Here is an 11763-nt window from a genome sequence, read left to right as displayed (position 1 = left end):
CATAGTTAAAAGCCGATTCGATACCGAAACGATCCCAGACTTTGGAACAGAGATGAGCGAAGACCTTTCGAGAAAGAGACTGGGGCGTGGGCTGGCAGCGCTGATCGGCGAGATTGATCGCCCAGTAGCGCCTGAAAAGCCCGGTATGAGCGCTGACGGCAAGGTGCCGATCGAGTTCCTGACCCCCAACCCGAAAAATCCGCGCCGGCATTTCGGCGACGCCGAACTGACGGATCTTGCCCAGTCGATCCGCGAGCATGGCGTCGTTCAGCCGGTGGTGGCGCGGCCTTCGCCGACACAGGCCGGCCGCTACGAGATCATCGCCGGCGAGCGGCGCTGGCGCGCGGCGCAGCGCGCCGGGCTGACCGAGATCCCGGTCATCATCCGCGAGGTCAACGACCGCACCGCGCTCGAACTGGCGATCATCGAGAACGTCCAGCGCACCGACCTCAATGCGGTCGAGGAAGCGCTTGGCTACCAGCAGCTGATCGACGAGCACGGCTACACCCAGGCCGATCTCGGCAATGTCATCGGCAAGAGCCGCAGCCATGTCGCCAACACGCTGCGGCTGTTGAAATTGCCGGACGTGATCCGCGACTTGCTGGTCGACGGCGCCCTGTCTGCCGGCCACGCCCGCACGCTGGTGACGGCGGAGGATCCGGCCGGCCTTGCCAAGCGCATCGTCGAAGAGGGACTTTCGGTGCGCCAGGCCGAAGCGCTGGCGCAAATGCCGACCGGCAACGGCAGCGCGAAGGAAGCCAAGCCGGCGCCAAGTCCGGAGCAGAAGGACACCGATACGCTGGCGCTGGAGAAGCTGTTGACCGACACGATCGGCATGATTGTTTCGGTGGATCACAAGGGCAAGGGCGGCACTTTGCGGGTTTCGTACCGGTCGCTGGAGCAGCTTGATGAGCTGTGCCGCAGGCTGAAGCAGGAGCGGTAGTTAGCCGGCGAATTATCTTCAAGTCGGAGATTGATTTGGCGCATATGAGAAAGGGGCTGGCCGTTGGGCCGGCCTTTTTCCTTTGTGGCGATGGTGATTGGAGAAATCGGCGAAGCCGCGAATCTCCCTCCTTGAGGGGGAGATGGCCGGCAGGCCAGAGGGGGTCGTCTGACACCAAGCGCCGACGCCCTTGCGGAAGAAGGGAAAAAGGGAAGAAGGGAAGAAGGGAAGAAGGGAAGAAGGGAAGAAGGTCGGCGCTTCACGTGCGGCGACCCCCTCTGTCGCCTTCGGCGACATCTCCCCCTCGAGGGGGGAGATCAGGCGCGCTGCGCCAGCCGGCTGCTCTCTACCGCAATGCCGAGCAGCGCCTGTCTTGCCAGCGCGACGGCAAGATCAGGCCTTCGTCGCGTTTGCAGCACCGCCGTCTGCAGCCGCGTCAGCGCGCGGCTGAGCGCCTCGGTGCTCCAGCGCTCCAGCGCCTTCTCGACCAGCTTGCGACGCGAGAAGAACACCGGCGGCCGGGCGGCGGCAACGACCGAGGCGGCGTTGCGGTTGCCTGACTCCATCTGGCCGCGCATGACCTGGATCTGCTGCAACTGCCGCATCGCCGAGGACAGCACCAGGAAGGGCTGACCGCCAGACTGGCAATGGCGGGTGAAGGCGGTGTCGAAGTCGCCGATCTTGCCTTCGAGAAGCGCATCGACGGCATCATCGAAAGAGGCGCCGGAGACGTCACCCGACATCGCCTTGACCTCTTCCAGACCGATCTCGTGCTGGCCATGGGCATAGAGCACGAGCTTCTCGATCTCGCCGCGCGAGGCCAGCCGGTCGCCGCCGAGATTGCGGCGCAACGCCTGTCTCGCTTCCATGGTCATCGACATGCCGGCCTTGCTCAGTTCGTGGTCGATGACGGCGTCGATGTCGCGGGCTTCATCGGCGTAGCACGGCAGCGCCATGGCATTGTCCGCCGCCTCGACGATGGCGCGCAGGCCGACGCCCTTTTTGAGATCGCCGGCCTCGATGATAATGATCGCGTCCCGCGCGGGCTCCGCGGCCAGCGCCTTGACGTCGTCGGCCAGCGCCTTCTGGCCGCTGGCATTGCGCACCCACAGCAGGCGCCGGTCGGAAAACATCGGCACGGTGCGGGCCTCGTCGAGCAGCCTGCCCTCATCGCGGTCGACCTCCGACCCCTCCAGCCTGACCACCGAGAACGGGTCGTCGAGCGGCAGACCGGTCTTTTCGGCAAAGGCCTTCGCGCGCTCAGAAACCAGCCCGCGGTCGGGGCCGTAAAGCAGGACGATGGAGATGCGCTGGTCCGGTCGCGCCAACCACCCATCGACCTCGTAAGCTTTCTTCTGTGCCATGGCGGGTTGGTTAGCACGATGCGTGGGCGGCTTCCAGCTTGGGTTCCTCTCCCCACAGTGTCCGATCGACGGGAGAGGAGAAGCGCGAGTTCGCCGACCTCGGCGCTCTTCCTCTCCCTCCGGAGGGGGGAGAGGTGGCGCTGCGAAGCAGCGACGGAGTGGGGGAAGCCGCTCGTCAATCGCGCCGCCGCCGCAAGACAGCCACAACCCGGCGAGCAAGAAAACTCAGGCAAGCGGTAGTCAGGCGGAAGCATGGCTTCGATGAAAGGTCGACCCCCCACTCCGTCGAGCTTCGCTCGACACCTCTCCCCCGATCGACGGGGGAGAGGAAGGGCGCGAGCTCGCCGACCTTGGCTCCCTTCCTCTCCCTCCGGAGGTGCGGAAGTGAAGGAGAGGAACCCAAGTCTTGTCGCCAATCGCCTTATCTTCCGACAAACCCAGCCCAACCTTTTCCCAAATTGCGCGCGACTGCCCAACATCGACAAGAAATTTCGCGGACATATCTTCATCTTGGGTGCGGGAGGCTGGATCGGCCGGCGCGGCCGGGACCGACATCCGAAGGCTACCCGACGAATTCGCACTGGTCTGGCCGCGCAGATATGCAAATATCGGCTCCAGGCAACATTGGAGGACAAAGGTCATGGCCGATGCTGGGATGTTGCGTTTTCACGTTCCGGAGCCGGAAGTGCGGCCGGGCGGGACGCCTGACTTTTCCAATGTGCCGATCCCGAAGGCCGGCTCGGTGCCGCGCCCCGAGATCGATGCCGATCCGCGCACCATCCGCGACCTTGCCTTCTCGATCATCCGGGTGCTGAACCGCAATGGCGAAGCCGTCGGCCCCTGGGCCGGCCTGCTTTCCAGCGACGAACTGTTGGCCGGCCTGCGCCACATGATGACGCTGCGAACCTTCGACGCCCGCATGCAGATGGCGCAGCGCCAGGGCAAGACCTCCTTCTACATGCAGCATCTGGGCGAAGAGGCGGTGGCTTGCGCCTTCCGCAAGGCGCTTGAACCCGGCGACATGAACTTTCCGACCTATCGCCAGGCGGGGCTGCTCATCGCTGACGGCTACCCGATGGTCACGATGATGAACCAGATCTATTCCAACGAGGCCGATCCGCTGAAGGGCCGGCAATTGCCGATCATGTATTCTTCGAAGGAGCACGGCTTCTTCTCGATCTCCGGCAATCTGGCGACGCAGTACATCCAGGCGGTCGGCTGGGCGATGGCTTCGGCAATCAGCAATGATTCGAAGATCGCCGCGGCCTGGATCGGCGACGGCTCGACGGCCGAATCCGACTTCCATTCGGCGCTGGTGTTCGCCTCCACCTACAAGGCGCCGGTGGTGCTCAATGTCGTCAACAACCAGTGGGCGATCTCGACCTTTCAAGGCATTGCGCGCGGCGGCTCGGGCACGTTTGCGGCAAGAGGCCTCGGCTTCGGCATCCCGTCACTGCGCGTCGACGGCAACGACTATCTCGCCGTCCATGCGGTGGCCAAATGGGCGGCGGAGCGGGCGCGCAGCAATCTCGGGCCGACGCTGGTCGAATATGTCACCTACCGTGCCGGCGCGCATTCGAGCTCGGACGATCCCTCCGCCTACCGGCCAAAGACCGAATCCGACGCCTGGCCGCTCGGCGATCCGATCGTGCGGCTGAAGAACCATCTGATCGGGCTCGGCGTCTGGTCGGACGAGCGGCACGCGCAGGCCGAGGCGGAAATCCTCGACACGGTGATCGCGGCGCAGAAGGAAGCGGAAAGCCACGGCACGCTGCATGCCGGCGGCAAACCGTCGACACGCGACATGTTCGAGGGGCTCTATGCCGAGATGCCGCCGCATCTGCGGCGTCAGCGCCAGCAGGCGGGAGTCTGAGCCATGCCGAGACGGACCATGATCGAGGCGATCCGTGACGCAATGGACGTGTCGATGGCACGCGACAGCAAAGTTGTCGTGTTCGGCGAGGATGTCGGCTTCTTCGGCGGCGTCTTCCGCTGCACGCAGGGCCTGCAGGCCAAATACGGCAAGAGCCGCTGCTTTGACGCGCCGATCAACGAATCCGGTATCGTCGGTTCGGCCATCGGCATGGCCGCCTACGGCTTGAAGCCGTGCGTGGAGATTCAGTTTGCCGACTACATGTATCCGGCCTACGACCAGCTGACCCAGGAAGCGGCGCGGTTGCGCTACCGCTCCAACGGCGATTTCACCTGCCCGATCGTGGTGCGAATGCCGACCGGCGGCGGCATCTTCGGCGGCCAGACGCACAGCCAGAGCCCGGAAGCGTTGTTCACCCATGTGTCGGGGCTGAAGACCGTGGTGCCGTCCAACCCGCATGACGCCAAGGGGCTGCTGATCGCCGCGATCGAGGATCCGGACCCGGTGATCTTCCTCGAGCCGAAGCGGCTCTACAACGGCCCGTTCGACGGCCATCACGACCGGCCGGTGACGCCATGGTCGAAACATGAGCTCGGCGAGGTCGCCGACGGTCATTACACGGTGCCACTCGGCAAGGCGGCGATCCGCCGAGCGGGCTCGGCCCTTACCGTGTTGGCCTATGGCACCATGGTCTATGTCGCGCAGGCCGCGGTCGAGGAAACCGGCATCGATGCCGAGATCATCGATCTCAGAACCCTGCTGCCACTCGATCTCGATACGATCGTCGCCTCGGTCAAGAAGACCGGGCGCTGCGTCATCGTGCATGAGGCGACGCTGACGTCGGGCTTCGGCGCCGAGCTGTCGGCGCTGGTGCAGGAAAACTGCTTCTACCATCTGGAGGCGCCGGTGGCGCGGGTCGCCGGCTGGGACACGCCCTATCCGCATGCGCAGGAATGGGACTATTTCCCCGGCCCCGCCCGGGTCGGCCGTGCTCTGCTTGAAACGATGGGAGCTTAAGATGGGCGAACACATCATCAAGCTGCCCGATGTCGGCGAGGGTGTCGCCGAGGCCGAGCTGGTCGAGTGGCACGTCAAGATCGGCGACATCGTGCGCGAGGACACCGTGCTTGCCGCCGTCATGACCGACAAGGCGACGGTCGAAATCCCGTCGCCGGTCGATGGCGAAATCCTGTGGCTGGGCGCCGAGATCGGCGACACGGTGGCGATCGGATCGCCCATCGTGCGGCTGAAGGTGGCGGGCGAGGGAAATGTGAAGCCGCAAAGCGGTGAGACGGAAGCGGTGGCAGCCGAGCCTCCGGTGAAGCTGCCGACCCCGAAGCCCGAGGCTGCGCCGCCGGTCGTGAAGACATCGCCAAAGGCCGGTGGGACGGACGTGAAACCCGCTCCGGCCGTTTCGAAGAGCCCGCAGCAGCCTTCCGTCTCCGGCTCGCCGCGTCCCGAAGGCGAAAAACCGCTGGCCTCGCCGGCCGTGCGCCTGCGCGCAAAGGAGGCTGGCATCGATCTGAGGCAGGTTGCGGGAAGCGGGCCGGCCGGCCGCATCGGTCATGAGGACATCGAGGCTTTCCTGGCGCGCGGACCGCAGGTCGCCAGGGCACCCGGCCTTGCCCGCAACGATGCGATACAGGACATCAAGGTGGTGGGCTTGAGGCGCAAGATCGCCGAGAAGATGTCGCTGTCCAAGTCGCGCATCCCGCACATCACCTATGTCGAGGAGATCGATGTCACCGCGCTCGAGGATCTGCGCGCGGCCCTCAACAAGGAGAAGCGTGCGGCCAAGGGCGTGGAGCGGCCGAAACTGACGCTGCTGCCGTTCCTGATGCGGGCGATGGTCAAGGCGATATCGGACCAGCCCAATCTCAATTCGCTGTTCGACGACGAGGCCGGAATCATCCACCAGCATGGCGGCATCCATATCGGCATTGCCGCGCAGACGCCGTCGGGGCTGGTGGTGCCGGTGGTCAAGCATGCCGAGGCGCGCGACATCTGGGAGTGCGGCGCCGAGGTCATCAGGCTGGCCGAGGCGGCCAAGTCCGGCACCGCGACACGCGACGAGCTGTCCGGCTCGACCATCACCATCACCTCGCTCGGCGCCATGGGCGGCGTGGCAACGACGCCGGTGATCAACCATCCGGAAGTGGCAATCATCGGCGTCAACAAGATGATGGTCAGGCCAGTGTGGGACGGCACCCAGTTCATCCCGCGCAAGATGATGAACCTGTCCTCCAGCTTCGACCATCGCGTCATCGACGGCTGGGACGCGGCGGTGTTCATCCAGCGCATCAAAGCGCTGCTGGAAACGCCGGCGCTGATTTTCGTGGATTGAGGGTGATGAAAACCGTCGCAAAGACCCCCGGATTGCCAACCGAATTGCAAAGGCAATTCGGGGCAATCCGACCTCTCCCCGGGGGGAGAGGAGGTCGTCAAAGCTGGCGCCAGTCTCTTCTCCCCAGCGGGGAGAAGGTGGCCGCGAAGCGGCCGGATGAGGGGGCCTTCGTCACCATAGAGAGCGTGCCAAGATGAAAGAAATCTCCTGCAAGCTGCTCGTCATCGGCGCCGGTCCCGGTGGGTACATCTGCGCCATCCGCGCCGGACAGCTCGGCGTCGACACGGTGATCGTCGAAGCCGGCAAACCGGGTGGCACCTGCCTCAATGTTGGCTGCATTCCGTCCAAGGCGCTGATCCACGCGGCCGAGGAGTTCGAGAAGGTATCGCACATGGCCGGCGGCAACAGCCCGCTCGGCATTTCAGTCACCGCGCCGGCGCTCGACCTGGCGAAAACAATCGCCTGGAAGGACGGCATTGTCAGCCGGCTCAACAGCGGTGTTGCCGGCCTGCTCAAGAAGGCAGGCGTCAAGACTGTGCATGGATGGGCGATGTTTCGTGACGGCAAGACTATCGAGGTTGAGACCGAGACGGGAAGCCAAGTGATCCGGGCCGAGGCGATCGTCATCGCCACCGGCTCGGCGCCGGTCGACCTTTCGTTCCTGCCGTTTGGCGGTCCGGTGATTTCGTCCACGGAGGCGCTGGCGCTGAGCGAAGTGCCGCAAAAACTCGCTGTCGTCGGTGGTGGCTATATCGGGCTGGAACTTGGCATGGCCTTCGCGAAAATGGGCGCTAAGGTGACCGTGGTGGAGGCCTTGCCGCGCGTGCTGGCGCAGTATGATGCCGAGTTGACGCGGCCGGTGGTCAAGCGGCTCGCCGCGCTCGGCATCGAGGTGATGCTGGGTGCCAAGGCCAAGGGCCTGTCGACCAAGGGTGACGCGCTGCTGATCGAGACATCCGACGGCAAGAGCACCAAGCTCGCCGCCGACAAAATCCTGGTGACGGTCGGCCGCAAGCCGGTGACCGACGGTTGGGGGCTCGACCAGATCGACCTTGATATGGCTGGAAAGTTTATCCGCATCGACGACCAGTGCCGCACCTCGATGCGCGGCATCTTTGCCATCGGTGACGTCACCGGCGAGCCGATGCTGGCGCACCGGGCGATGGCGCAGGGTGAAATGGTCGCCGAGATCATTGCCGGCCACAAGCGCAGCTGGGACAAGCGTTCGATACCCGCCGTCTGCTTCACCGATCCGGAACTCGTCACTGCTGGCCTGTCGCCGGAAGAGGCCAAGGCGCTCGGCGGCGAGATCAAGATCGGCATGTTCCCGTTCGCCGCCAATGGCCGGGCGATGACGAAGCTCGGCGAGGACGGCTTTGTCCGCGTCGTCGCCCGCGCGGACAACCATCTGGTGCTCGGCATCCAGGCGGTCGGGCAGGGCGTGTCGGAACTGGCGGCGGCTTTTGGACTGGCGCTCGAAATGGGCGCAAGGCTGGAGGACATCGCCGGGACGATTCATGCGCACCCGACGCAGGGTGAGGGATTCCAGGAAGCAGCGCTGAAGGCGCTGGGGCACGCGCTGCATATTTGAGGGGCTTACCCTCCCCCTTGTTGGACGCAAGGGGAGAGGAGCGGCGCGAACCCCAGGCTCCTTTCCTCTCCCTCCGGAGGGGGGGAGGTGGCGCTGCGTAGCAGCGACGGAGTGGGGGAAGCCGGTCCTCAATGCGCCGCCGCTGACAAACTCACCACAGGGCCTCAATCAAGGCGAGGCATTGCCCCGGCTTGAAATGACAACGCCTGAGCCAGGTCGACCCCCACTCCGTCGAGCTTCGCTCGACACCTCTCCCCCGATCGATGGGGGAGAGGAAATGCGCGAACCTACTCTTCAAGGCTCCCTTCCACCTCCAGCCGGCTCACCATCTCCTGCTGCGCCTAGGCGTGACCAAAGCGATTGGTGGGGAAGATGCCATGTACGATGTTTCCCGAGAACCGGATTCCACCCTTCGGCATCATGCTCTAGTCTCAGCCAATGAGCACCGACCTGAAGAAATACGTGGCGATTCGCTACAACACCGCCACCGGCTTCATGCCGAGCCAATGGAATGGAAAGGGCAGAGCCAATCTCGACCCTGTGTGGCTGGTCGAGCGGCTGGCGTTGTTCGACACCTATTGCGCGCCGTCCCTTGAAGGCCAGTCGCAGAAGGACTTTACCGTCCTGGTTGCGTTCGATTCCGAGACACATGAGAACTACATCTGGACCGTCTGCGATTGCGCGACGGGGATCGATGTCAGGCCGGTCCTCGTCAAGGCCGGCGACGACTACAATGTTGCCTTCAATGCGTTTGTCCAAAGCGACACGGAGGCCGAATTCGTTTCGCTGACGCGGCTCGACAGCGATGATGCGCTGGCGCCGACCTTCATGGAACGTGTCGACTTTTACGCGCGCCGGGAAATCGCCAAGGGCGAGGTGGACCAGCAGCCGCTGTACATCGCCTTTCCGCACGGCCAGAATTTCGATGCGGCGACCAACCGCTACACGCTTCACGAATATCCGACGTCGGCCTTCGGCACTCTGGTCGAGAAGCGATCACCGTCCATGAACGGGGTCTATTGCGACGAGCACACCAGGATGGCGATGCGTTTCAACACCGTCGGGGCAGCCGTGAAAGAGGCTCAATGGTGCATCGTCATTCATGACAACAACGCGGCCAATGTCCTGCGCGGCAAGCCGGTCGCGGAGCCGGCTTTCACGGTGGGCCGGTCCGGAGCCGAAACAAAAGCGCGCGCACCAGCCCGAAAAGAGCCTGCGCAAAAGCCGATGCCGCAGACCTCGGCCAAGGCCTCGCGCAACGCCGGCAATTTCATCCGGTTTCTGCTGGGGTGGCCGATGGTGTTGCGGAAGTAAGTCGACGGCTAATCTCCCGCCTTGAGGGGAGATGGCCGGCAGGCCAGAGGGGGTTGGTTCGACCGGATGCGACCTCCTTGCGACAGATGGGGGTCGGCGCTTCACGCGAGGCGACCCCCTCTGTCGCCTTCGGCGACATCTCCCCCTCAAGGGGGGAGACTACGCCCGGCCGCTTCAGCTCGCCAGCCGGCTCACCATCTCGTGCTGGGCGTAGGCACGGCCGAAGCGGTTGGCGAGGAAGGTGTCGAGCGCGATGTCTTCCTGCTTGACGAAGCCCGTCGCCGGCAGGCTGCCGTCGGCCAGCATGTCGAGCACGGCGCAGATGCCGGAGGCGGTGGTGATCTGGATGGCGCTGCGCACCTGATCGCCGACACGCTTGGAGTAGATCTTGTTGGCGTAGGTCTCCTGCAGCAGGCGGCCGTTCTTGCGGCCGGAGACGGTGACGAAGACGATGACCACGTCCTGCAAGGTCGCCGGCAAGGCGCTCTCGAAAATGTCCTTCAGCACGTCGCGGCGGTGGCGCAGGCCAAGGTCGTTGAGCAGCGCCTTCATGATCGCGGCGTGGCCGGGATAGCGGATGGTGCGGTAGTTCAGCGTGCGCACCTTGCCCTTCAGCGTCTCGGCCAGCGTGCCGAGCCCCCCGGAGGTGTTGAACGCCTCGTAAGTGACGCCGTCGAGCGAGAACTCCTCGCGCTCTTCCAGCGGCGGCACTTCGACCAGCTCGCCCTCGACGATCGCTTCGCAGGGCTCGCAATATTCGTTGATGACGCCGTCGGTGCTCCAGGTCAGATTGTAGTTCAGCGCATTGGACGGATATTGCGGCAGGGCGCCGACGCGCATGCGCACGCTTTCCAGCGAATCGAAGCGGCTGGCGAGATCGTTGGCGACGATCGAGATGAAGCCCGGCGCCAGGCCGCATTGCGGAATGAAGGCGCTCTTGCCCGAACGCGCCAGTTCCTTGACCCGGCGGGTCGAGACGACGTCCTCGGTGAGGTCGAGATAATGCACGCCGGCACTGGCCGCCGCCTCGGCGATGCGGGTGGTCAAATGGAAGGGGGCAGCACTCAGCACCGCGAACTTGCCGGCGAGCGCGGCTTCCAGGGTACCGGCGGCTTCGATGTCGAGCTCCAGCGTCGCAACCGTGGCCGGCAGTTCGGCGGCAGTGAGTTGTGCCGCCGAGCGGTCGACGAGCGTGACTTGATAATCCCCCGTGGCGGCGAGCATCTCGGCAATGGTCGAGCCGATCTTGCCGGCGCCGACAACAACAATTTTCTTCATGATCCGATCCCTCGCGTGAAAGCTTGTTCTGTGCGCAGAATCGCAGCTTGCCCGTCGAAAGGAAGCGTGGAATTGTTCGAAACGAAACTCTGATTGTACAATCCGCCGACAGGAATCGTCGAAATGCTCAGTGACGCCGAACAGGCCCTGCTTTCCCTGCTGCGCGAGAACGCGCGCGCCTCGACCGCCGAGCTCGCGCGGCGGCTTGGCGTCTCGCGAACCACGGTGCAGAGCCGGATCGAACGGCTGGAGCAGCGCGGCATCATATCAGGCTATGGTGTGCGGCTGGCGCCGGACTACGAGCAAGGGCTGGTGCGGGCGCATGTGCTGCTCACCGTAACGCCCAAGCTCGCCGACAAGGTGGTGCGCGGCCTGCGCGCGCTGGCGCCGGTCAGGACGCTGCATTCGGTCAGCGGCAATTTCGACATGATCGTCATCGTCGACGCGCCGTCGATCCGCGACCTCGATCTGCTGCTCGACCAGATCGGCGCCATGGACGGGGTCGAGCGGACCCTGTCGTCGATCATCCTGTCGACACGCATCGACCGTTGAGCGCCCTTTGGGCGACATGCCTTGGACGTTGATGCTGACAAGCTTCAACGATGCCGCAGATCGATGCCACCGTGGAGGACCGGCAGGGCAGCCCGCCAAGATAACCTGCCCGACCGAGTCCCCACCGGGTGTTCGTCTATTTGGCGGGCTGGATGCTCGATGCCGCCAGCTTGCCGGCCTTGGTCGAATAGGTCACCACCACCTTCTCGCCAACCTTCAGCGTCTCGGCTTCGATGCCTTCCGGCAAGATGAAAGTCTTGCCGTCGGACAAGGTGATCGAGTCGCCCTTCTTGTCGACGCTGGCGATGGTGCCGGTGGCCGCGTTTGCGAAAGCACCGGTCGAGGATACGATGGCGAGTACCATTGCGGCTGCGACAGTTGACTTCTTCATGTTCTTTTTCCCGTTTTGCTTGGTTGTGGAGCCGCCGGCCATTGGCCTCGGAGCGGCTTCGGTATCCGGGCCGTTTGGCTGCCGGATCTGTCTCTTTGTTTTGACGCAATTCC

Annotated in this window: 10 protein-coding genes; 7 read left to right on the top strand and 3 right to left on the bottom strand. The window is 64.4% G+C overall.

Translation table 11 applies throughout. The features are described from left to right. The first annotated feature begins 52 nt into the window (after positions 1 to 52). Positions 53 to 943, top strand: a complete 891-nt coding sequence (locus tag FCU66_RS16390) for a ParB/RepB/Spo0J family partition protein (protein WP_136621622.1) — start codon at positions 53 to 55, stop codon at positions 941 to 943. 317 nt (positions 944 to 1260) lie between these two features. Here FCU66_RS16390 and holA read toward each other — a convergent pair whose 3' ends face one another. After that, complete coding sequence (gene holA, locus FCU66_RS16385) at positions 1261 to 2307, bottom strand: DNA polymerase III subunit delta (RefSeq protein WP_136621179.1); 1047 nt, start codon at positions 2305 to 2307, stop codon at positions 1261 to 1263. A 640-nt stretch (positions 2308 to 2947) separates the two neighbouring features. On the opposite strand from holA, the gene FCU66_RS16370 reads away from it, so the two are divergent. From FCU66_RS16370 to FCU66_RS16345, 5 genes are all read left to right on the top strand, one after another. Then, positions 2948 to 4180 carry a 3-methyl-2-oxobutanoate dehydrogenase (2-methylpropanoyl-transferring) subunit alpha gene (locus tag FCU66_RS16370; RefSeq protein ID WP_136621180.1) on the top strand — a complete coding sequence of 411 codons (1233 nt, stop codon included), beginning with the start codon at positions 2948 to 2950 and terminating at the stop codon, positions 4178 to 4180. 3 nt (positions 4181 to 4183) lie between these two features. Next, positions 4184 to 5197, top strand: a complete 1014-nt coding sequence (locus FCU66_RS16365; RefSeq protein ID WP_136621181.1) for an alpha-ketoacid dehydrogenase subunit beta — start codon at positions 4184 to 4186, stop codon at positions 5195 to 5197. A 1-nt stretch (position 5198) separates the two neighbouring features. Next, positions 5199 to 6524: a dihydrolipoamide acetyltransferase family protein gene (locus FCU66_RS16360; RefSeq protein WP_136621182.1), complete on the top strand. Its 1326-nt coding sequence runs from the start codon at positions 5199 to 5201 to the stop codon at positions 6522 to 6524. A 193-nt stretch (positions 6525 to 6717) separates the two neighbouring features. Next, positions 6718 to 8115, top strand: coding sequence for a dihydrolipoyl dehydrogenase (lpdA, locus tag FCU66_RS16355; protein ID WP_136621183.1), 1398 nt, complete (start codon positions 6718 to 6720; stop codon positions 8113 to 8115). A 438-nt stretch (positions 8116 to 8553) separates the two neighbouring features. Beyond that, positions 8554 to 9429 carry a glycosyltransferase gene (locus FCU66_RS16345; RefSeq protein WP_136621185.1) on the top strand — a complete coding sequence of 292 codons (876 nt, stop codon included), beginning with the start codon at positions 8554 to 8556 and terminating at the stop codon, positions 9427 to 9429. A gap of 174 nt (positions 9430 to 9603) precedes the next feature. Here FCU66_RS16345 and FCU66_RS16340 read toward each other — a convergent pair whose 3' ends face one another. After that, positions 9604 to 10707 (bottom strand): saccharopine dehydrogenase family protein, encoded by a 1104-nt coding sequence (locus FCU66_RS16340; protein WP_136621186.1) that lies wholly within the window; start codon positions 10705 to 10707, stop codon positions 9604 to 9606. Between the two features lie 123 nt (positions 10708 to 10830). Between FCU66_RS16340 and FCU66_RS16335 the strand changes: the two genes are divergently transcribed. Beyond that, the gene (locus FCU66_RS16335) at positions 10831 to 11259 is read left to right on the top strand and encodes an Lrp/AsnC family transcriptional regulator (RefSeq protein WP_136621187.1); all 429 of its coding nucleotides are present in this window, start codon (positions 10831 to 10833) and stop codon (positions 11257 to 11259) included. Positions 11260 to 11395: 136 nt separating this feature from the next. Here the strand turns inward: FCU66_RS16335 and FCU66_RS16330 are convergent, their stop codons facing one another. Then, a complete protein-coding gene (locus FCU66_RS16330) occupies positions 11396 to 11650 on the bottom strand; it encodes a DUF1344 domain-containing protein (protein ID WP_136621188.1) in 255 nt (84 codons plus the stop codon). Positions 11651 to 11763: the final 113 nt, after the last annotated feature.

The organism is Mesorhizobium norvegicum (genome assembly GCF_004919685.1).
GTDB classification, from domain to species: domain Bacteria; phylum Pseudomonadota; class Alphaproteobacteria; order Rhizobiales; family Rhizobiaceae; genus Mesorhizobium; species Mesorhizobium norvegicum.
This window is presented reverse-complemented; position numbering and strand designations above follow the sequence as displayed.

Coding starts and splice junctions, on each gene's coding strand:
- lpdA (WP_136621183.1), top strand. CDS start 6,718: ATGAAAGAAATCTCCTGCAAGCTGCTCGTCATCGGCGCCGGTCCCGGT.
- FCU66_RS16365 (WP_136621181.1), top strand. CDS start 4,184: ATGCCGAGACGGACCATGATCGAGGCGATCCGTGACGCAATGGACGTG.
- FCU66_RS16345 (WP_136621185.1), top strand. CDS start 8,554: ATGAGCACCGACCTGAAGAAATACGTGGCGATTCGCTACAACACCGCC.
- FCU66_RS16360 (WP_136621182.1), top strand. CDS start 5,199: ATGGGCGAACACATCATCAAGCTGCCCGATGTCGGCGAGGGTGTCGCC.
- FCU66_RS16330 (WP_136621188.1), bottom strand. CDS start 11,650: ATGAAGAAGTCAACTGTCGCAGCCGCAATGGTACTCGCCATCGTATCC.
- FCU66_RS16335 (WP_136621187.1), top strand. CDS start 10,831: ATGCTCAGTGACGCCGAACAGGCCCTGCTTTCCCTGCTGCGCGAGAAC.
- holA (WP_136621179.1), bottom strand. CDS start 2,307: ATGGCACAGAAGAAAGCTTACGAGGTCGATGGGTGGTTGGCGCGACCG.
- FCU66_RS16370 (WP_136621180.1), top strand. CDS start 2,948: ATGGCCGATGCTGGGATGTTGCGTTTTCACGTTCCGGAGCCGGAAGTG.
- FCU66_RS16390 (WP_136621622.1), top strand. CDS start 53: ATGAGCGAAGACCTTTCGAGAAAGAGACTGGGGCGTGGGCTGGCAGCG.
- FCU66_RS16340 (WP_136621186.1), bottom strand. CDS start 10,707: ATGAAGAAAATTGTTGTTGTCGGCGCCGGCAAGATCGGCTCGACCATT.